Origin of the sequence: Micromonospora sp. ANENR4 (assembly GCF_015354395.1) — a bacterium.
GTDB lineage: Bacteria > Actinomycetota > Actinomycetes > Mycobacteriales > Micromonosporaceae > Micromonospora > Micromonospora aurantiaca.
The window spans coordinates 514,557-534,187 of record NZ_JADKYQ010000002.1; the positions used below are offsets into that span (position 1 = coordinate 514,557).

20 protein-coding genes are annotated in these 19,631 nt (G+C 75.0%); 11 read left to right on the top strand and 9 right to left on the bottom strand.

All coding sequences use genetic code 11. The annotated features are described in order from the left end of the window. Window positions 1-127: 127 nt before the first annotated feature. A complete protein-coding gene (locus IRY44_RS05565) occupies window positions 128-433 on the top strand; it encodes a DUF1330 domain-containing protein (protein ID WP_013286485.1) in 306 nt (101 codons plus the stop codon). A gap of 13 nt (window positions 434-446) precedes the next feature. On the opposite strand, the gene IRY44_RS05570 is transcribed toward IRY44_RS05565, so the two are convergent. After that, window positions 447-1,190 (bottom strand): N-acetyltransferase, encoded by a 744-nt coding sequence (locus IRY44_RS05570; RefSeq protein ID WP_281601125.1) that lies wholly within the window; start codon window positions 1,188-1,190, stop codon window positions 447-449. A 72-nt stretch (window positions 1,191-1,262) separates the two neighbouring features. Here IRY44_RS05570 and IRY44_RS05575 point away from each other — a divergent pair, with 72 nt between their 5' ends. Then, the gene (locus tag IRY44_RS05575) at window positions 1,263-1,685 is read left to right on the top strand and encodes a thioesterase family protein (protein ID WP_194799380.1); all 423 of its coding nucleotides are present in this window, start codon (window positions 1,263-1,265) and stop codon (window positions 1,683-1,685) included. Window positions 1,686-1,693: 8 nt separating this feature from the next. On the opposite strand, the gene IRY44_RS05580 is transcribed toward IRY44_RS05575, so the two are convergent. Together IRY44_RS05580 and IRY44_RS05585 are read right to left on the bottom strand one after the other, a co-directional pair. Then, a complete protein-coding gene (locus IRY44_RS05580) occupies window positions 1,694-2,353 on the bottom strand; it encodes a response regulator transcription factor (RefSeq protein WP_194799381.1) in 660 nt (219 codons plus the stop codon). Beyond that, window positions 2,341-3,624, bottom strand: a complete 1,284-nt coding sequence (locus tag IRY44_RS05585; protein WP_194799382.1) for a sensor histidine kinase — start codon at window positions 3,622-3,624, stop codon at window positions 2,341-2,343. Before IRY44_RS05585 ends, IRY44_RS05580 begins: the two co-directional genes overlap by 13 nt. A 133-nt stretch (window positions 3,625-3,757) precedes the next feature. Between IRY44_RS05585 and IRY44_RS05590 the strand changes: the two genes are divergently transcribed. The 7 genes from IRY44_RS05590 (at window position 3,758) to IRY44_RS05620 (ending at window position 10,275) form a co-directional block, all read left to right on the top strand. Next, window positions 3,758-4,399: a DUF998 domain-containing protein gene (locus tag IRY44_RS05590; protein WP_194799383.1), complete on the top strand. Its 642-nt coding sequence runs from the start codon at window positions 3,758-3,760 to the stop codon at window positions 4,397-4,399. A gap of 4 nt (window positions 4,400-4,403) precedes the next feature. Further along, window positions 4,404-4,691, top strand: a complete 288-nt coding sequence (locus IRY44_RS05595; RefSeq protein WP_013476678.1) for a DUF1905 domain-containing protein — start codon at window positions 4,404-4,406, stop codon at window positions 4,689-4,691. Next, entirely contained in the window at window positions 4,688-5,584 is an 897-nt protein-coding gene (locus IRY44_RS05600; protein ID WP_194799384.1) for a Sir2 family NAD-dependent protein deacetylase, read from the top strand. Before IRY44_RS05595 ends, IRY44_RS05600 begins: the two co-directional genes overlap by 4 nt. A 168-nt stretch (window positions 5,585-5,752) precedes the next feature. Then, a complete protein-coding gene (locus IRY44_RS05605) occupies window positions 5,753-6,979 on the top strand; it encodes a low temperature requirement protein A (protein ID WP_194799385.1) in 1,227 nt (408 codons plus the stop codon). Between the two features lie 69 nt (window positions 6,980-7,048). Next, window positions 7,049-8,401 (top strand): extracellular solute-binding protein, encoded by a 1,353-nt coding sequence (locus tag IRY44_RS05610; protein WP_194799386.1) that lies wholly within the window; start codon window positions 7,049-7,051, stop codon window positions 8,399-8,401. 6 nt (window positions 8,402-8,407) lie between these two features. After that, window positions 8,408-9,361 (top strand): carbohydrate ABC transporter permease, encoded by a 954-nt coding sequence (locus IRY44_RS05615; RefSeq protein ID WP_194799387.1) that lies wholly within the window; start codon window positions 8,408-8,410, stop codon window positions 9,359-9,361. Next, on the top strand, window positions 9,358-10,275 hold the full coding sequence (locus tag IRY44_RS05620) for a carbohydrate ABC transporter permease (protein WP_194799388.1): 918 nt from the start codon (window positions 9,358-9,360) through the stop codon (window positions 10,273-10,275). Before IRY44_RS05615 ends, IRY44_RS05620 begins: the two co-directional genes overlap by 4 nt. Before the next feature lie 3 nt (window positions 10,276-10,278). On the opposite strand, the gene IRY44_RS05625 is transcribed toward IRY44_RS05620, so the two are convergent. Beyond that, entirely contained in the window at window positions 10,279-10,824 is a 546-nt protein-coding gene (locus tag IRY44_RS05625; protein ID WP_194799389.1) for a hypothetical protein, read from the bottom strand. A 70-nt stretch (window positions 10,825-10,894) separates the two neighbouring features. Here IRY44_RS05625 and IRY44_RS05630 point away from each other — a divergent pair, with 70 nt between their 5' ends. Then, the gene (locus tag IRY44_RS05630) at window positions 10,895-11,473 is read left to right on the top strand and encodes a TetR/AcrR family transcriptional regulator (RefSeq protein WP_194799390.1); all 579 of its coding nucleotides are present in this window, start codon (window positions 10,895-10,897) and stop codon (window positions 11,471-11,473) included. A gap of 5 nt (window positions 11,474-11,478) precedes the next feature. Here the strand turns inward: IRY44_RS05630 and IRY44_RS05635 are convergent, their stop codons facing one another. The 5 genes from IRY44_RS05635 to IRY44_RS05655 are packed head-to-tail and all read right to left on the bottom strand — an operon-like array spanning window position 11,479 to window position 18,582. Beyond that, on the bottom strand, window positions 11,479-14,220 hold the full coding sequence (locus IRY44_RS05635) for an AAA family ATPase (RefSeq protein ID WP_194799391.1): 2,742 nt from the start codon (window positions 14,218-14,220) through the stop codon (window positions 11,479-11,481). A 48-nt stretch (window positions 14,221-14,268) separates the two neighbouring features. Beyond that, complete coding sequence (locus IRY44_RS05640; RefSeq protein ID WP_370584861.1) at window positions 14,269-15,699, bottom strand: hypothetical protein; 1,431 nt, start codon at window positions 15,697-15,699, stop codon at window positions 14,269-14,271. After that, entirely contained in the window at window positions 15,696-16,250 is a 555-nt protein-coding gene (locus IRY44_RS05645; protein ID WP_194799392.1) for a hypothetical protein, read from the bottom strand. The genes IRY44_RS05640 and IRY44_RS05645 overlap by 4 nt, the downstream gene beginning before the upstream one ends. A gap of 11 nt (window positions 16,251-16,261) precedes the next feature. Further along, window positions 16,262-16,828 (bottom strand): hypothetical protein, encoded by a 567-nt coding sequence (locus IRY44_RS05650; RefSeq protein ID WP_194799393.1) that lies wholly within the window; start codon window positions 16,826-16,828, stop codon window positions 16,262-16,264. 47 nt (window positions 16,829-16,875) lie between these two features. Then, window positions 16,876-18,582, bottom strand: coding sequence for a sugar ABC transporter permease (locus tag IRY44_RS05655; protein ID WP_194799394.1), 1,707 nt, complete (start codon window positions 18,580-18,582; stop codon window positions 16,876-16,878). A gap of 115 nt (window positions 18,583-18,697) precedes the next feature. Between IRY44_RS05655 and IRY44_RS05660 the strand changes: the two genes are divergently transcribed. Next, window positions 18,698-19,627 carry a diacylglycerol kinase family protein gene (locus tag IRY44_RS05660; RefSeq protein WP_194799395.1) on the top strand — a complete coding sequence of 310 codons (930 nt, stop codon included), beginning with the start codon at window positions 18,698-18,700 and terminating at the stop codon, window positions 19,625-19,627. The last annotated feature ends 4 nt before the right edge of the window (window positions 19,628-19,631 follow it).

A 19,631-nucleotide genomic window follows, 5' to 3' on the forward strand; every position in this document is an offset into this window, starting at 1 on the left:
CTACCAGTATTCGCAGGTCAGAGCCATAATGGCTAGAGCGCACCGGACAGTCGGCCCGGCTCGCGGCGGCGCGGGATCCGGCCCGACGGACGAGGCCGCAGCCGTCGGACGTCGGTAGCCTGGGCCGGTGACCGTCTACGCCCTCGCACAGCTCACCATCCACGACCGGGCGCGCTACGACAGGTATGCCGCCGCCTTCCCGCCGGTGCTGGCCCGCTACGGCGGGAAGCTGCTCGCCGCCGACACCGCCCCCCGCGTGGTCGAGGGGGAGTGGCCGCATCAGAAGGCGGTGCTGTTGTCGTTCGACAGCCGGGAGGACTTCGAGCGCTGGTCCACCTCGCCGGAGTACCGGGAGATCTCCCGCGACCGGGAGGCGGCCACCGAGGGCGTGGTGCTGCTGCTCGACGGGATCGGTCACGCCTGGCCGGCCTGACCGGCGGGCCCGCTCAGAGCCGGTGCCGCACCCACACGTTCGGTTCGACGTACGCGGCGTGGTCGTGGCCGGCGTCGACGAGCACCGGCGTCAGCGCGCCGGGCACGCGTACCGGGCCGGAGGTGTCGAACGGCAGCCCGGTCCAGCGCCGCCAGTCGGCGAGGGTGCCGGTCACCGTCATCGACCGGGGCGCGACCCGCTCGATCACCCCGCCCGCGCGGACGTGCACCCGCAGCCACGGGTCGGCCGGCAGTCCGTCGGGGCGGCGCCGGGCCGCGTACTCGGCCATCGGCACGTCCGGGACGGCGGCCTTGCCGCTCGGGCGCACCGGCGCCACCAGCGTGTCGAAGCCCGCGCGGGCCACCGCCGCACGCATGACCGCGAGCATCAGCCCGGACACCCCGCCGCCGCGCCGGTCCGGGCGCACGCAGATCTCCAGCGCGGACACCAGGTTGGGGGTGGACCCGGTGAGGCGGCCGAGCGTGGCCCGCTGGATCACCCGGTCCCAGCCGCCGTCGGGCAGTTCGTCCTCGGTCCAGCGCAGCGGCACCGCATACCCGCGGGCGACGGCCCGGCCCGGCTCGGCCGGGTCGACGGCGGCGAAGACGAACTCGGGGTACAGCTCGTGCGCGACGCCGTAGTAGAGGGCGCCCATCGGATCCCAGAGCATGAACGGCGGCCAGGCGCCGTCGAAGTCGGTGTCCAGCAGCGGCGCCAGGCCGGGCCGCTGCGCCAGTGTCACGATCTCCAGGGTCACGCCGGGGAGGCTAGGACCACACGGCCCGGACCGCACGCCGATTACCGCTGCGCCCCTGGTTAGGCTGCCGGCATGGCAGATCCGTTCCGGGTACGCGTCACCGTGCGCGGCTACGAACTCGACACGCAGGGACACCTCAACCAGGCGGTCTACCTCCAGTACGCCGAGCACGCCCGCTGGGAGTGCCTGCGCGCCTCCGGCATCGGCCAGGACCGGCTGCTCGCCGGCGGCGTCGGGCCGGTCGCGCTGGAGGTGACGGTGCGCTACCTGCGGGAGCTGCGCGGCGGCGACGAGGTGGACGTGACCTGCGAGTTCCACTGGGGCGAGGGCAAGACGTTCCGGATCGGCCAGGAGTTCACCCGCGCCGACGGCATCCCGGTGGCCTCGGTGACCGGGGTGGGTGGCCTGCTCGACCTCACCGAGCGGCGGCTGGTGTCCGACCCGCGCGAGCGGTTCCGGGCGCTGGCCACCGACCCCGTGCCGATGAACCTGTAGGGCCCCGGTCAGCCCGCCGCGCGCAGCCAGGCCAGCACTGCCAGCACCCGCCGGTTGGTGTCCTCGTCCGGCGGCAGACCGAGCTTGGCCAGGATGTTGCCCACGTGCTTGCCCACCGCCGCCTCGGTGACGTGCAGCCGCGCCGCGATCGCGCTGTTGGAGTGTCCCTCGGCGATCAGGCCCAGCACCTCCCGCTCCCGGGGAGACAGCGCGCCGAGCGGGTCGCGGGGGCGGCGCAGCAGGTGCCGCACCACGTCCGGGTCGACGGCGGTGCCGCCGGCCGCCACCCGGCGCAGCGTGGCGGCGAACTCGGCGACGTCTGCCACCCGGTCCTTGAGCAGGTAGCCGACCCGGTTGCCGTCGCCGCTGTCGAGCAGCGCAGCCGCGTACGCGCTCTGCACGTGCTGGCTGAGCACCACCACGGCCAGGTCCGGGCGTTCGGCGCGCAACGCGACCGCCGCCCGCAGGCCGTCGTCGCGGTGCTGCGGCGGCATCCGGATGTCGGTCACCAGCAGGTCGGGCCGGTGCGTGCGGACCGCGTCGAGCAGCTCCGGTGCGGAGCCGACGGCGGCGTCCACCGCGAAGCCGAACCGGGTCAGCAGGCCCACCAGGCCCTCCCGGAGCAGGACCTCGTCCTCGGCCAGGACGACCCGGGTCACGGACGGCACGGCAGCTCCACCCGCACGAGGGTAGGCCCACCGGGCGGGCTGGACAGCAGCAGCCGCCCGTCCGCCGCGGCCACCCGGTCCGCGAGCCCGGTCAGGCCGGTGCCGCGCGCCGGGTCGGCGCCTCCCCGGCCGTCGTCGCGTACCTCCACCACCAGCAGCCGTTCGTCGCGGATCAGCCGCACCTCGGCCCGGGTGGCCCCGGAGTGCCGGGCCACGTTGCCGAGCGTCTCCGAGACCACGTACCAGGCGGTGGTCTCCACCAGCTCCGGCACCGGGCGGGTCAGGTCGGCGTGCACGGCGACCGGGACGACCGACCGGGCGGCCAGGTCACCGACGGCGGCGGCCAGGCCGAGTTCGGTGAGCTGCGCCGGGCGGATGCCGTGGACGATCCCGCGCAACGTCACCATCAGCTCCTTGGCCTGCTCGTGCGCGGACGCGAGCGGCCCCGCCGCCGGGGAGTCGTCCGGCACGTCGAGGCGGGCCAGCCCGAGCTGGAGGGTGAGGCTGGTCAGGCGCGGCTGCACGCCGTCGTGCACGTCCCGCTCGATGCGGCGGCGCTCGGCCTCGTAGGCGCTCATCAGGCGGGCCCGGGACCGGGTCACCTCGCGCAGCGCCGTCCCGGCGGGTGCGTCGTCGAGCAGCAGGCGGGCCGCCGTCGCCTGGACCGCTACGAGCAGGCCGGCCAGATAGACCAGCGCGGGGACCGCCAGCAGAGCGGCGAGCGCGTACGGCACCGCCTCGGCCGGGGAGTCGACAGTGGCCCAGATCAGCACGATCCGGTCCTCGCCGCCGGCCAGCCACGGACCGGCGACCAGCACCGCGTCCAGCAGCACGAGCAGACCGACCATCCCGTACGCCAGCGGCACCGCCACGCCCAGCACGGCCAGGTACGCGGCCTCCCGCCACCCGGCGGCGGTGGTGAGGCGGGCGGTGATCCCGCGCCACCGCGGCGCGGTCACCGGTCGGTCGTCGACCAGGCCGAGGCGCCACCGCTCGACCGCCGCCACCGGCGCGCCGGCCAGCGGCGCGAGCGCCACCACCACGAGCGCCAGCACGGCCAGCACCGCCAGCGCCCGGGCGTCGACCGGGCGGCCCCGCCGCAGCGCGCCGGCCACCAGCAGCAGCGGCGCGGCGACCACCGCCGCGCCGAGCGCCGCCGCGCCGGCCAGGGGCAGCGTCGTGACGGCGTACGCCAGGGCCCGCCACGGCCACGCGGACAGCAGGTAGCGGCGGCGGCGCAACGCGCCGGCCAACCCGTGATCAACGGTCATGGCCCGACGCTAGCCAGGCCACACCGTGCTTCCCAGCCGGCTGGACCCCGCTTCCCGGGTAGGTCTGGCCCTACCCCGAACCGGCCCGCCACGCCCCGTGCGCCGGGGCGCCCGCCGACGGTGCACTCGGCGGATGAGAAACCGCCTCGCGGGCGCCTGCTGGCTGCTCGCCGCCGTGTCGTTCCTGGCCGCCAACGTGGTCGTCGGCCTGGTCTGGGACCAGCCCCGGTTCAGCTGGGCCGAACACAACATCAGCGACCTCGGCAACGTGACCTGCGGCGTGTGGGACAGCAGCCGCCCGCGTCCGGTCTGCTCGCCGTGGCACCCGGCCATGAACACGGTGCTCGTCGGCGCCGGGCTGCTGCTCGCGGTCGGCGCGCTGCTCGCACACCGGGCGCTGCGCCCGGGCCGCGCCGCGACCGTCACCGTGGCGTCGGCGGTGGCCGCCGGGTCCGGGTACGTGCTGGCCGGTCTCCACCCGGCCGACGTGGACGAGAACCTGCACGTGCTCGGCGCGCTGCTGGTCTTCGCGCTCGGCAACGCGGCGCTGCTGGCCGCCGCGCTCGGCCGGTCGCCGCTGCTGCGTGAGCTGCGGATCGTCAGCGCGTTCCTGGGCCTGCTCGGCCTGGCCGGCACCGTGCTGTTCCTGTCCCGGGTGGACGCCGGCATCGGCGTGGGCGGCATGGAACGCGTCGCCGTGTTCCCGCTGTTCGCCTGGGTGACGGTGGCCGGGCTGCGGCTGCTGCCGTCGCGTCGGTCCCGGCCCCTATCCTGACCGGATGGAGCTGGCGTTCAGCGGCGAGGTGTGGTTCTGGCGCGGCCCGGCGCCGTACCACTTCGTCACGGTGCCCGACGAGCAGAGCGCGGCGATCGAGGCCGCCTCGGCGTCGGTCACCTACGGCTGGGGCATGATCCCGGTGACGGTCCGCATCGGTGACACCGGCTGGCGGACGTCGCTGTGGCCCAAGGACGGCCGGTACGTGGTGCCGCTGCGGGTCGCGGCGCGCCGGGCGGAGGGGATCGAGCTGGGTGACCGGGTCGACGTGCGGCTGACGGTGGACGTGTGACCGGGCCGGAGCTGGCCGAGGCGGGCCGGCTGCTCGCCGCCGCGCGGCGGCCGGTGGTGTTCACCGGGGCCGGCATGTCGGCCGAGAGCGGCGTGCCGACGTTCCGCGACGCGCAGACCGGGCTCTGGCAGCGGTACGACCCGCAGGAGCTGGCGACCCCGGCGGCGTTCCGGGCCGACCCGGCGCTGGTCTGGGGCTGGTACGAGGCACGCCGCCGCGGGGTGCGCCGGGCGCTCCCGAACGCGGGTCACCGGGCGGTGGCGGCGATCGCGGCCCGGCTGCCGGACACCGTGGTGATCACGCAGAACGTCGACGACCTGCACGAGCGCGGCGGTGTGCCCGCCCCGGTACGCCTGCACGGCAGCCTGTTCGCGCCCCGCTGCTCGGCCTGCGCCCGGCCCGCGCCGCTGCCGCCCGACCTGCCGCCACCCTCCGACGCGCCGGTGCCGCCCGGCGGCCCGGAGGCGCACGACGAGGCGGAACCGCTCGGCGGGCGGGAGGCGCATGACGAGGCGGAACCGCCCGGCGGGCCGGTGTCGCATGCGGCGGAATCGCAGGACGGGCCGCTGACCCCGCCCGCCTGCGCCGGATGCGGCGCGCCCGTGCGGCCCGGGGTGGTGTGGTTCGGCGAGACGTTGCCGTCGGCCGCGCTCGACGCGGCGGTCGAGGCGGCCTCCGGCTGCGACCTGCTGCTGACGGTGGGCACCTCGGCGCTCGTGCACCCGGCCGCCGAGATCCCGCTCGTGGCGGCCCGCCTCGGCGCGCCCGTGGTGCAGGTGAACCCGGTGCCGACGCCGCTGGACGCGATCTGCGCGGTGAACCTGCGTGGCCCGGCCGGCGAGGTGCTGCCCGCGTTGGTCTGCGCCGCCTGGCCGGACGCCGACGCCCGCTGAGCTGCGGCCACCGACCGGCGGGACAGCCCGGCGCCGCCGCCTCGTCGTACCGCCGGGCGGGCACCGGTCGGCAGACCGAGCCGGGCGTGATCGCGGGAATCACCCGATTCAACCGTCCGGGGCCGCCTACCGTCGGCGCAGGAGGTGGACCGGCGGAGGGCGGCGGACGTGGGACGCGAACGGGTGCGAGGGCGGCTGCGCGCGCCCCGGCCGGGGCCGGACCAGCGCCGGGTCACCCCCTTCGAGATCTTCTTCGACCTGGTCTTCGTCTTCGCGCTCACCCGGATCATGGCGCTGATCGAGCCGCACCCGACCCCGGCCGGGATGGCCAAGGGGCTGCTCCTGCTCGTGCTGCTCTGGGTGGCGTGGCTGTCGTACACCTGGTTGGGCAACCACACGCCCGCCGACGTCGGGGTGGTGCGCGGCGGGTTCCTGGTCGCGATGGCCGCGTTGTTCCTGGCCGCGCTCGCCATGCCGGAGGCGTGGACGTCCGGTCCGGGGCTGGACGGGCCGTTGATCGTCGTGCTGGCCTACGTGGTGCTGCGCGTGGTGCACCTGACGCTGTTCCACTGGGCCGCGGCGGGTGACCCGGAACTGCGCGCCCGGATCCGGTTCTTCGCGTTCGTCAGCGCCGTCGGCTGGGTGCCGCTGCTGCTCGGCGCGCTGATGGACGGTGCCGCGCACGCGGCGCTGTGGGTGCTGGGCTTCGCCGTCGAGGTGGCCGGCCAACGACTGTCGTACGCCCGCCGGGGCGCCTGGCCGCTGCGCAGCCCGACGCACTTCGCCGAGCGGTACGGCCTGGTGCTGATCATCTCGCTGGGGGAGTCGCTGGTGGCCGCGGGGGTGGGCGCGGCCTCGGCGGTCACCGAGCCGCCGGTCCTCGCCGCGGCGCTCGTCGCCTTCGTGGTGACCGTCTGCCTCTGGTGGCTCTACTTCCGCCGCACGTCCCCGGCGGCGGCCCGGACGCTCGCCGCCGCACCGGCGGCGCAGCGGGACCGGATGGCCGCGGACGCCTACAGCCAGACCCATCTGCTGCTCGTCGCCGGCATCATCTTCCTGGCGCTCGGCGTCGAACAGGTGCTGGAGCACGTCGCCGATCCGCAGGCCGGGCCCCGGCTGAACGGCTCGGCGGCGGTGGCGCTGTTCGGCGGCGCGGCCGTCTACCTGGCCGGACGGCTGCTGTTCCGGCGGTTGACCGGTCAGCCGGTGGGTGCGGCCCGGCTGGCCGTCGCCGGTGCGGCGTTGCCGCTGGCCGCGCTCGGGACGGTACTGCCGCCGGCGCTGGCGCTGGCGACGCTGGCCGGGCTGCTGCTGGTCGCGATCGCCGTCGATCGGCGCGGTGAGCCGTCCGCCGCCGGGCGGTCGACGGTAACCGATGCGCATCAACCGGTTTGAAAGCCGCACCCACCGGAGAAGTGCAGGTCGCGCCCGGCAGAGTGGCCGGCGCGATCACGGGAGGTGGCGATGTCACGGAAACTGCGGGCGACCGCGTTGGCCGGGGTGCTGACCCTGGCGATCAGCGGCTGCGGCGGCGTCGGCGGGGGAGGGGACTCCGGCGGCGGTGGCGCCGAGGGCAGCGGCGCGCTGAGCACCATGGGCTTCAGCCTGTCCGACGAGATCGCCACCACCCGGGTGGACGCGTTCAAGCGTGACCACGGCGACGTCCGGCTGACGATCACCGAGGGCGCGTTCGACGAGCAGCAGTTCCTGTCGGCGGTTGCCTCGGGCAACCCACCGGACCTGGTCTACATGGACCGCAAGCTCATCGGCACGTACGCCGAGCGCGGCTCGATCCAGCCGCTCACCGACTGCGTCGAGAAGCAGCGGATCGACATGGCGCAGTACCGGCAGTCCGCGCGGGAACAGGTGACGCTCGGCGGCACGGTGTACGGCATTCCCGAGTTCTCCCAGGTCCGTGTGCTCTACCTGAACGAGGCGCTGCTCAAACGGGCCGGGCTGGGCGCCGACGACGTGAACCTGGCCGACTGGGCGGGCCTGCCCGCGCTCAACGCCAGGCTCGCCGCCGTCTCCGGGGGCCGGCTCAGCCGCATCGGCATCGACCCGAAGATCCCCGAGTTCCTGCCGATGTGGGCCAAGGCCAACGGCGCCGACATGATCTCCGCCGACGGCACCCGGGCCAACCTCACCGACCCGAAGGTGGTCGAGGCGCTCACCACCGGCGTCGGGCTCATCCGGGCCCAGGGCGGCTGGGGGAAGTTCAAGTCGTTCCGGGACACGTTCGACTTCTTCGGCGCGCAGAACCCGCTCGCGAAGAACCAGATCGCCGCGTGGCCGATGGAGGAGTGGTTCCTCAACCAGGCCGCGAAGAACAGCCCGGACGCCGAGCTGGTGGTCAAGCCGTTCGTCGACCGGCAGGGCAAGCCGCTGAGCCTGGCCTCCGGGCAGGCGTGGGTGATCACCAAGGGGGCGAAGAACCCGGAGGCCGCCTGCGCGTTCGTCAAGCAGATGACCGCCACCGACACCTGGCTGGCCGCCGCCCAGGCCCGCGCCGAGGCGCGCAAGGCCGCCAACCTGCCCTTCACCGGCCTCTGGACCGGCAACACGACAGCCGACAAGAAGATCTTCGACGAGGTGTACAAGCCCACCGGCAACAAGCGCTTCGACGACGCGGTGCAGACCATCCGCCAGGCGCAGGACGCCGCGTTCGCGATGCCCGCCTCGCCCGCCGGCGCCGAGTTCGACAAGGCGTGGACGGACGCGGTCAACCGGGTGCTGTCCGGTCAGGAGCAGCCCGCGCAGGCGCTCGACCGGGCGCAGCGGGAGGCGACCGCCGCGCTGGACAAGGCCGCGGACTAGCCCGCCATGGCCACCACCACCGTCACCCCTGCCGTACCGGGCCGGCGGCGCCGCACGTCGCTGGCCCGGCGGGAGGCTCGTTGGGCGTACCTGTTCCTGGCGCCGTGGATCGTCGGGTTCCTGGCGTTCACCGCCGGGCCGATGCTCGCCAGCCTGTGGCTCAGCTTCACCGAGTACGACGTGATCAACCCACCGCGCTTCACCGGGCTGGACAACTACCGGCAGCTGATGTCGGACCCGCAGGTGGCGCGCAGCCTCGGCAACACCGTCTACTACACCGCGCTGCACGTGCCGCTGGTGATGGCGATCTCGCTCGGGCTGGCCCTGCTGCTCAAGCGCGTCGGCCGGCTCTCCGGCTTCTTCCGTACCGTGTTCTACCTGCCGGTGATGACCCCGGCGGTGGCGGTCGGCATCCTGTTCCTGCTGCTGCTCAACACGCAGGACGGCCTGATCAACCGCGGCCTGGCGCTGGTCGGGATCGACGGTCCGAGCTGGACCACGGACCCGGACTGGGTGATGCCGGGCATCGTGCTGATGAGCCTGTGGAGCCTCGGCTCCACCGTGATCATCTACCTGGCCGCGTTGCAGGGCGTGCCCCGCGACCTGTACGAGGCGGCCCAGCTCGACGGTGCCGGGGCCTGGGCGCGGTTCCGGCACGTCACGCTGCCGATGATCTCCGGCGCGCTGTTCTTCACGCTGATCGTCAACACCATCGCGTCGCTGCAGATGTTCACCGAGGTCTACACCATGTACTTCGGCAACCGGCAGACCGCGGGCTCGTTCAGCAGCGACGCGGCGTCGTTCTACGTGATCCACCTGTTCCGGGAGGCGTTCCAGTTCCTGCACATGGGCTTCGCCTCGGCGATGGCCTGGCTGCTCTTCCTGATCATCCTGGTGATCACGCTGGTACAGGTGAAGCTCGGCAACCGGTTCGTCTACTACGAGGGGGAGGACCGGTGACCACCACGAGTCAGCCGCCGGCTGCCGGCGCCGTGGTGGCGCCGGTGACCGTACCCGGACCGGTGCGGCAGGCCGACGACGGCCGCCGGCCCCGCTGGCAGCGCGTGCTGTTCGTGCTCGCCCTGGTGGCCGCCGCCGTGGTCTTCCTGCTGCCGTTCGTCTGGCTGGTCGGCGCGTCGCTGCGACCCCGGGAGTACGTCTTCGCGCCCGGCCTGCTGCCCACGCCGTTCGCGCCGGACAACTACGCCCGGGCGTGGGACGCGATGCCGCTGTTCACCTGGCTGTTCAACAGCGTCGTGGTGGGCGTGGCGGCGGCGGCCGCGGCTACGTTGTCCAGCGCCTGGGTCGCGTTCGGGTTCGCGTACTTCCGGTTCCCCGGCCGCAACGTGCTGTTCGGGCTGGTGCTGGCCACCATGATGCTGCCGTTCGCGGTCACCATGATCCCGACGTACCTGATCTGGAACCGGCTCGGCCTGGTCGACACACAGGTGCCGCTCTGGGCCGGCAACCTGTTCGGCTCGGCGTTCTACATCTTCCTGCTGCGCCAGTTCTTCCTGTCGCTGCCCCGGGAGTACTTCGAGGCGGCCCGGGTCGACGGGGCCAGCTATCCGCAGCTGTTCTGGCGGATGGCGTTCCCGCTGGTCCGTCCGGCCCTGCTGGTGGCGTTCGTGTTCGAGTTCAAGGCGAGCTGGACGGACCTGGTGAAGCCGCTGATCTATCTGCGCAACGAGCAGCTCTACACGCTGCCCCGGGGGCTGAAGGTGATCCTGGACCGGTTCGGCTACGGCGGCGAGCAGCAGTGGGAGGTCGTCCTCGCCGCCAGCGTGATCGCCACCGTACCGATGATCGTCCTGTTCTTCCTGGCCCAGCGGCACTTCGTGGAGGGGATTGCGACGGGCGGGCGCAAGGGGTGAGCCTCACGCGTCGCGCGGCGCCCGTTTCGGGAAGACGGTGTACGCGACCGGCCAGAACACCAGCCAGCCCGCCATCACCACGCTGAGCCGTCCGGTCCACGCCCACAGCTCGGCGGTGCGCTCGCCGTCGCCCACCACGGCGATGCCGGCGAGCAGCACGCCGCAGGCGACGGCCCAGCCGAGCATGCCCTTGCCCCACTCGCGCCACTCGTGCCGGGCCCGTGCCATTCCGTACCGGGGCGCCCGGCTCGGGGGAGGACCGCCGGCGAACCGGTGCGCGAACCGCTGGTCGGCCCAGCGCACCATGCTGTGCCCGAACGCCACCGAGAACCCGAGGTACGCGGCGGCGAGGCCGTGGGCGAACGTGGCTGTCGCGCCCCGGCGCAGGTCGATCATCGTGGCGGCCAGCAGCACCAGGTCGACGACCGGCACGGCGATCAGCAGTGCGGCGCCGAGGCGGGGCCGGCGCAGCGGGTACCGGGCGATCAGTCCGGCGAGCAGCACCACCCAGAACGCCACCTCGCATCCGACGATCACTGCCACGAGCATGCGGTCTCCTTTTTTAGTACGCTGTGCGATAACCGTAACAGCGCTCGTCGACCAGGTTCCGGAGGGGCCCGTGCCCAAGATCGTCGACCACGACGCGCGACGTGCCGAACTGGCGCGGGCGATGTGGCGGGTCGTCTACCGCGACGGCGTCGGCGCCGCCACCGTCCGCAGCATCGCGGCCGAGGCGGGCTGGTCACCGAGCGCACTGCGGCACTACTTCGCCACCCAGACCGAGCTGCTGGTGTTCGCCATGGAGCACGTGCAGGCCGAGGCGGCCTCGCGGATCACCGGAGGCGACCGCAGCGGCAGCCCGCGCGAGGTCGCCCAGCGGATCCTGGAACAACTGCTGCCGCTCGACCGCCAGCGCGTCCGCGAGGCCGAGGTGTGGCTGCTGCTCGCCGCGCGCGCCCCGACCGACCCGGCCGCCCGCGCCCGGACGGCCGAGGCGGACGACGGCATCCGACGCGCCGTCGAGTTCGCCGTCACGCTGCTCACCGGGGAACCGGCCGCCGACCCCGAGGCGGTCGCGGGGCTGCACGCGGTGCTCGACGGGCTCGCGCTGCACGCGCTGCTGCACCCCGACCGGATGCCGCCCCGGCGCGCCCGGGAACTGCTCGGCGCGCACCTGGACGCGCTCGCCGCGTCCTGACCGTCTCAGTCGCCGGGCGGCCGGCCCATCGCCGCGCCCAGCTCGGCGCGGCTGGTGATGCCCAGCTTGCGGTAGACCCGGGCCAGGTTGGCCTCGACCGTCTTCGGGCTGATGTAGAGCGCGTCGGCGATGAGCCGGTTCGTCTGCCCCCGCGCGGCGAGCCGGGCCACCCGCTCCTCGGTCGCGGTGAGCGTCGTCGGCGCCGGGGTGCGGGCGCCGATGCGGCCCAGCTCCGCCCGCGCCCGGTCGGCGAACGCGGACGCGCCGAGCGCGTCGAACTCGGCCACTGCCGCGTCCAGCGCCTCCCGCGCCTCCCGGCGTCGCCGCACCCGCCGGTACGCGCGCCCGGCGGCGAGGAGGCACCGGGCCCGGTCCAGCGGCAGCACCGCCTCCGGCACCGCGGCCCGGGCCTGCGTCAGCGCGTCCAGCGCCGTGCCCGGATCCGTCCCGGTGGCCCCGGCCAGCAGCACCCGGCTACGGGCCAGACCCAGCGTCGTCCACGGACGCGGCAGCCGGCTGTGGCGCCGGGCCAGCCGGTCCAGCGCGGCGTGCGCGGTGTCCAGGTCACCGGCGCCCACGCACGCCTCGATCCAGTCCGGCTCGAAGCGCTGCCCCAGCGGTTCGGCGATGCCCGATCCGTCCAGGTCGGCGGCGAGCGCGCCGTACGCCGCCGCGGCGGCGGCCCACTCCCCGGACGCAAGCGCCACCAGCCCGGTGAGCTGGTGGTGCAGCCGGCGGCTCCAGGCGTCGCCGAGGTCGTCGTCGCGGCGCAGCCCGGCCGCTGCCGCGCCGGCCTGAGCCAGCCGTCCCCGGTGCGCGTCGAGCACGCCGCCCAGCCAGCTCTCGCCGACCAGCCCGGTGCCCAGCTGCTCACCCAGGTCACGGGCCGCGGCGATGTGCGTCCCGGCCTCGGCGAAGCGTCCCGCCAGCAGTTCCGTCTCGCCGAGGTGGGTGAGCACCTCGTGCCGCAGCGGATCGTCGCCGCGCGCCACCGCCAGGTCCAGCATCAGGTGCAGCCGGGCCCGCGCCCGGTCGTGGTCGTCGACCGACTTCCACCAGATCGCCGGCACCGAACCGGCCAGGAAGGACGGTTCACCACCCTCCAGCGCCAGCGCCCGGTCCAGCAGCTCGGTGGACGCCGGGCCGCCGGCGCGTACCTCGTGGAAGAACAGCAGCAGCAGCGCGGCGGTGAGCAGCGGGCGGTGCTCGTCGCGGTCGGACAGGCGGGCGATCGCGGCCCGCGCGTGCCGGCGGGCGGGCTCCGGCTGGTCGTGGAACATGGTCAGGTGGGTGTGGATCCGCCCGGCCAGGTCGCCGTCCGGCCCGGCGGCGGCGAGCGCCTGCTCGGCGACGCGGACGGCGGTGACCAGGTCGTCGGCGCACCAGGCGACGAGCGCGCGCAACAGCAGCGCCTCGCCCCGCTCGGCGCCGGTCAGCTCACCCGCCGCCACCTCGGCAGCCCGCCCGGCCGCCGCGTAGTCGCCGCTGTCGATGCGGCACTGCACCGCGTCGAGGCGGCGCCGGTTCCGCTCGGCGGCAGCCGACGGCGGGGTCAGCTCGGCGGCCCGGGCGTACCAGTCGGCGGCGAGCGCGGACGCGCCGCGCATCCGCTGCCGGGCCGCCGCCGCGGCCAGGTCGGCCGCGACGGCGGTGTCCGGCGCGACGGTGCACCGGGACAGGTGCCGGGCCCGCTCGTCCGGGTCGGCGACCGCGCCGGCGAGCAGCGCGTGCAGCCGCCGCCGGGCTCCCGGCGGGATGCTCTCGCGCACCGCCGCCGCGTACCGGGGGTGCGCGAAATCGATCCGGCTCGCCGTGACCGCGACCAGCCCGGCGTCCTCGGCCGCGTCCAGCGCCCCGGCCGGCACGTCCGCCGACGCCAGGTCGCGCACCGTCGGCACGGTCAGCAGCGCGGCCAGCCGCACCGCGTCGCGGCTCGGGCCGGGCAGCGCCCGCAGCGTCTCGGCGAGCAGCAGGCGCAGCGACGACGGCACGGGCAGGTCCTCGTCGTGCGCGGGCGGGCGGGGCAGCCGCAGCACCGCCCGGGCCAGCTCGATGGCGAGCAGCGGGTTGCCGTCGGCGTCGCGGGCCAGCCGGTCGGTGAGCGGCCGGCTGAGCGTGCCGCCGAGCCGGGCCGCCAGGACGCGGTGCAGGTCCGCCGGGGCCAGCGGCGGTACGTCGGCGCGCAGCAGCCGGTGCCGTCCGGCCGGGTCGTCGTCCAGCCCGAGCGGCACCGGAAACGGCGGGTCGTCCCCGGTGCGGTGCGTGGCCAGGACGGCGGGCCACCGGTTCAGCCGGCGCAGCGCGAACCGCAGTGCCCGGGCGCTCGGCGGGTCCAGCCACTGCGGATCGTCGACCGCGAGCAGGACCCGGGGCGCGCCGGTGACCGCCGCGTCGAGCAGCGTGTATGTGGCCGCGCCCACCGCCCGTTCGTCCACCGCGCCGTCGTGCTCACCGGTCAGCAGCACCATGTCGGCCGCGGCCCGCTGCGGTGCGGGCAGCCCCGGCAGCGCGTCCGCGAGCGGGCGCAGCACGTCGGCGAGTGCCGCGTACGGCAGCGCGCTCTCGGCCTCGGTGGGTGCGGCGGACAGCACCCGCCAGCCGGTCCGCCCGGCGTGGGCGACCACCGCCCGCCAGAGCGCGGTCTTGCCGATGCCGCTCGGGCCGTCGAGGAGCACCGGCGTACCGGCGGTCAGGGCACGCCACACCCGCTCGACGACCGCGTCGCGGCCGACCAGTGCGGCGTCCATGGCGGGATGGTGGCACAGCGGCGCCCGTGGACCCAGCGTCGGCGCGGCTTAGCCGGGAACCTGTCCGCATATCGAGACGGGCGGGATCACCTCCTGGTTGCGGTAGACGTCGGCGCTCCAGCTCGGTCCGGCGGACGCCACGATCGGCGGTATCCGCGGGGCCCGGGACGGGCTGAGCAGGCTGAGGAACTTGTTGATCACCTGGACGACGGGTTCCAGGATCCGGTAGCCGATCCCGAACCGCGCCCGCACGCCGAGCCCGACGCCCCGGCACAGCGCGTACGGAGCGCCGAGCGCGGACCCGATGGTGGCGCCGTACGAGGTGACCAGCTCGAACCAGATCCCGGCGGTGAACAGGAACGCGCTGATGCCCAAGGTGAACCGCACGCCGTGCCGGACGACAAGCCCCATCACGCCGACCGGCACACCGGTGAGCGAGTCGAGCAGGCTCACCCGGCGGGCGAAGCCCTCGGTCACGCGCGAGCCCACCTGGCCGCCCGCGTAGCCGAACCCGAGCTTGCCGGCGAGGGCGTACTCGCCGGAGCCGCGGAACGTGCCCAGTTTCGCGCCGAACGCGGTGGCCACCTCAAGCGTCTGGCTCACCGTGAACGACAGCGGCAGGCCGGCGACCAGCCCGATCGGGAACGCGATGTCGACCGGGACCGGGAACGTCCGGCGGTGGTTCTGCCCGCCGTCGATCCCGGCGGTGAAGTCCACCTTGATGCCGAAGCCGCCACCGATCTCCAGTTCGGCCCGGGTCACCTTGCCGGCGCCGATGGCCAGGTGGAACGACGCGGCCGGTCGGCCCACGGTCAGCGTCACGGTGCCGGCCAGCCGGAGGCCGCCGTCGTCGTACGTGAAGTGCGTGCCGACGCCACCGGCGCAGCAGAACGTCCGGACCCGGTAGCCGTGGGCGCTCGCGGCGGCCTGCCCGCCCGGCGCGGGTGGCGGCTGCGCGGGCGCGACGGCGAGCGGGCGGGCCCGGCCTAGCGTGCCGCCGGCCGCCGCGGCGTCCCGGGTCCACGACGGCTCGCCGGCCACGTAGACGGTCGGGCGGTCGAGCGTGACGTCGTCCCCGCCGAACGTGCCGTCACGGATCACCTCGGTGAGCGTGACCGGGCCGATCGTGACGACAAGGTCGCCGCCTTCCTCGGCCAGGTCGAGCACGCGTCCCACGCCGCGTCCGGTGAGGAACATGACCCGGCCGGGCGCGAGCCGGTCGGCGTCGCGGGCACCGGGGTCGAGCCGCCAGATCAGCCCGTCCGGGCTCACCGACCGCACGGTGCGGCTGCCCCCGCCGACGAGCACCACGTCCGGTTGCAGCGTGACGTCCTTGCCCGGGACCGGCGCCTGCCCGTACCGGGGCTCCCCGTCGCCCGCGTCGGCCGGGCCTGGTCTGGGGCCGCCGCAGCCGGTCACCACGAGCAGCACCACCAAGCCGGCCGTGAGCAGCCGCCGGCCGCGCACCGGCCGCCTCACATCCGGCCGGCGACGGTACGGGCGAGCCGTTCCAGCGGCGCCCGGTTCTCCTGCGGGTCGTTGAGCCGCATCAGCCGCACCGCGACCCACAGCTCGCCCTTGCGCAGGAAGAACGCCTCGTAGGTGAGCAGGGCCTCGTCTGCCGTGCCGGTCAGCTCCCGGATCTCGTGCCCGAGCTGCCGCTCGATGTCGAGGTACTTCTTGGCGCCGTCACCCACGAACACCTCGACCTGGGCGGTCGGCCCGCTCACCGGGCCGGTGTAGGTGCAGGACTGCCCGGCCGCCACCGGTTCCTCCAGCGGCGTGCCGGCGAGGCGCTCGGCGTCGTCCTTCGACACCAGCGTGCACGCCTGCGGCGCATCGGCGGCGTCGTCCACCGGTCCGGCGCTCGGCTCGGCCGGCGCCTCCCCGGTCGGGTCCGCGACCGGCGTGCCCGCACCGGGTACGGCGCCACCGGCGGCGGGCGGTTCGTCGCCGCCGCAACCGGCGGACGCGGTGAGCAGGGCCGCGGCCAGCGCGAGCGCGAGCGCGACCAGTCGGCGGGTTCGCATGCCTGCCCCGCTCAGGCCGGGATCGCGTCGAGCGTGCGGCGCAGGATCTGCTCGTTACCTGCGGTGCCGCCTTCGAAGCTGCTGATGGTCACCGTGTACGTGCCCTTGCCGTCGATCAGCACCGCCTCGCCGCGCACGTCCTTCACGGCGAGGTAGCCCCGCTCGCCCCGGTCCAGGTCGACGATCTTCTCGTACTGCTGGCCGGCCTGGTCGTACTGGTAGTCGTAGGTGGCCTTGCCGGCGGTCGCCGAGGCGGTGGTGACCGCCAGCTGGGCGACGCCGTCGCCGAACGAGCAGTTGCCCTCGTCGCGCAGCTTCCGGTCGACCAGTTCGGAGACCTGGGCGGCGGTGAACGGGCACGGCGGCCGCACGTCGTCCACCGCGCCCGCGTCCGGGTCGCCGCCGTCCCCGTCCGCCGCGGTGTCGGCCGACCCGACGTCGACGATCCCGCCGCCGGAGTCGCACCCGGCCGGCGCGAGCAGGGCGAGCAGGAGCAGGGGCAGGATCAGCCCCAGCGGGAGCCCGCCGTCGCGGCGGGAACGGGCGGTCCGGACCGGTGTGAGCGCGTCAGATGCCATGCCCCTGACGCTAGGCGCGTCGTCACCGCGCGTAATCGGGGGTTTCCCTATGCGATGACCTTGCGAACCGGCTCGTCCGCCCCGGCGGGCGGCGCGTCCGTGCCGCTGCGCCGTCCCACCCGGATGGCGAGCCGCTCCACGTAGCCGACCAGGAGCGCGACGAACAGCACCACGAACAGGATCAGCATCGGCAGCGGCAGGATCAGGCCCAGCGGAAGCTCACCGCCGCCGCCGAAAGCACGGTTCGCGATCATCGTCACCAGCGCGGGCGCGGTGAGGCTGTCCGGGCCCCGGCCCACCAGCGTGGCCCACAGTGGCGACTGGGCGTGTGCCAGCCAGGTCGGCAACGCGGTCACGGCCAGCATCGGCAGCGCCGGCAGCAGCAGCGTACGGCCGATGCCGCCGCCGGAGCGCCACCGCTCGTGCTGGCCCCGGAACAGCAGCGTGAACGCGAACAGCGCGGGCACCGACAGCCAGGTGGGCGGCACCAGGCCGAGGAACAGGCCCAGCTGTTCGCGTTCCATCGTGCGTTCGAAATTGGCGATGGCCAGCGGGCCGGCACCGACGAACAACCAGGGCGCGAACGGCACCAGCAGCAGTTCGCTCCAGCGTCCGAGCGGCCGCAGCGCGCCGATCCCGAATCCGGCCAGCGCGGCGAGCGTCACCGCGACGAGTGTGGACAGCAGCGGCGGCACCCAGGTGTTGGCGAACAGGTTCGAGGTCTCGACCCCCCGCGGCAGGGGCCCGGTGTCGGCGGAGAGGTTCCGCAGCCACGGCAGCGACGCCCAGACGGTCACGCCGACGACCACGACGAGCGCGGCGACGGTCGACCCGACGAGCAGCGGCCGGCGGCCGGTGAAGGACTCCGCCTCCCGGGCGGCCGGGCCGTCCCGCCAGCCGTCGAACTCGATGCGCAGCCGGGTGGCCAGGATGAGCGCCACCGCGGCCAGCCCGAGCAGCCCGAGCAGCACCAGCAGCAGCGTCGACGTGGCCGATCCGACGCCCAGGCGCAACGTCCGGAACGAGGTCTGCACGGCGGTGAACACCGGCGTCGCCGTGTAGTCGCCGCGCGGCCCGCCGCCGGTCAGGATGGACGGGGCGGTGTAGGTCTGCAGGCCGGCGGCGAGGACGCCCAGGCCGAGCAGCCCGCCGGCAGCCAGCATCGCGGGCGCGGGCCGCTGGTCGGGCTCGCGGCGGCGCAGGGCGCTCAGGTACAGCGTCGCGGCCACCGCGACGACCAGTCCGAACGTCACCTGGGCCAGCGCCGAGACGAGGAACGCCCGGGGGGACTGCAGATCCTGGGTGAGAGTGCCGTTCTCGATGCCCTCGGCGCGCCGGCCGAGGTACACCGCGACCGGTGCGTACGCGGCCAGCGGCAGCGCGAGCACGCCCCGGGTGACCAGGCGGGTGACCCGGCCGGCCCGGTCGGCGAGGACCGCGAGCAGCGGCGCGGCGAGCAGCGCCACCGCCAGCGGGATCAGGGCGAGCAGCACCGCGAACCCGACCTGCCCGGCGAACCCGGAGGTGAAGGCGGCCTCGTAGTTCGCCGTACCGGCCGACTCACCCGAGCGGCGCGGCCCGTCGGCCTGGAAGCTGCGGGACACAGTGGACAGCGTGGGCAGGACGTACGACCAGACCCAGACGATCACCGCCGGGACGATCAGCGCCAGCCCGACCAGGGCCCTCCCCGGACGGGTCGGCGGCGTGAGCGGGGGCACTGACGCTGTCACCTGCGGCGCGGCCGGCTGGTTCATCGGGACATCCACCCTCGAAGATCGACGATCACGGCCGTCGCGACGATAACCGATGCCGTCCACCAGCGCGCGGCGGCCGACCGGCGACCCGGCGCAGCCGGATAGGGTCGCAACCGTGCGGACCAAGCAGGAGCTGTCGACGGCGATCCGGGAACGACGGCGGGCGGCGCTGGTGGTCAACGCCCACTCCCGCCGGGGCCGGCGGCTCTACGACACCGTCCACGAACGCCTGCGGGCGGCCGGTTTCGTGCTGCTCGGCGCGTACCCGGTCGACCGGCCCGGCGAGCTGGACCGGGTGCTCGCCGAGGCCGCCGACCTGGGCCCGGACCTGCTGGTGACCGGCGGCGGTGACGGCACCGTCGGCGCGGCGGCCCGGCTGCTAGCCCACCGGGACATCGCGATGGGCCTGCTGCCGCTGGGCACCACTAACAACTTCGCCCGTACGGTCGGCGTCCCGCTCGATCTCGACGCCGCGATCGCGGTGCTCACCGGCGGCAAGGTGATCGACGTCGACCTGGGCCTGATCGGTGACACCCGGTTCACCAACCACGTCGGGATCGGGCTGTCCGCCGACATCATGCAGGCCGCTCCGCCGGGGCTGAAGCGGGTCGTCGGGCGGCTCGCGTACCCGATGACCGGGCTGGGGCTGCTGGCCCGGCACCGGCCGCTGGCCGTGACGGTCCGCGCCGAGGGCCGCGAGCACACGTTCACCACGCACCAGGTGTATGTGGCGAACGGCGGCTTCCACGCCGGCCGGCCGATCACCGCCGACGCCACCGCCGACGACCGGCTGCTGGTGGCGTACCCGGTGGGTGGGCCGACCCGGCGCGGGCTGCTGCGCGAGACGGCGCGCAACGCGGCGGCCGGCCACCGCCGCACCCTCGGCGACGAGCCGTTCCTGGCGGTCCGCCAGCTGTGGCTGGACACCGACCGGCCGGCCCGCATCGAGGTCGACGGCGAGCCGTACGGGCAGACGCCGGTCCGCATCGGCCTGGATCCGAACGCGTTGCGGCTGATGGCCCGCTCCGACAGCCCGGACCACTGAGGCG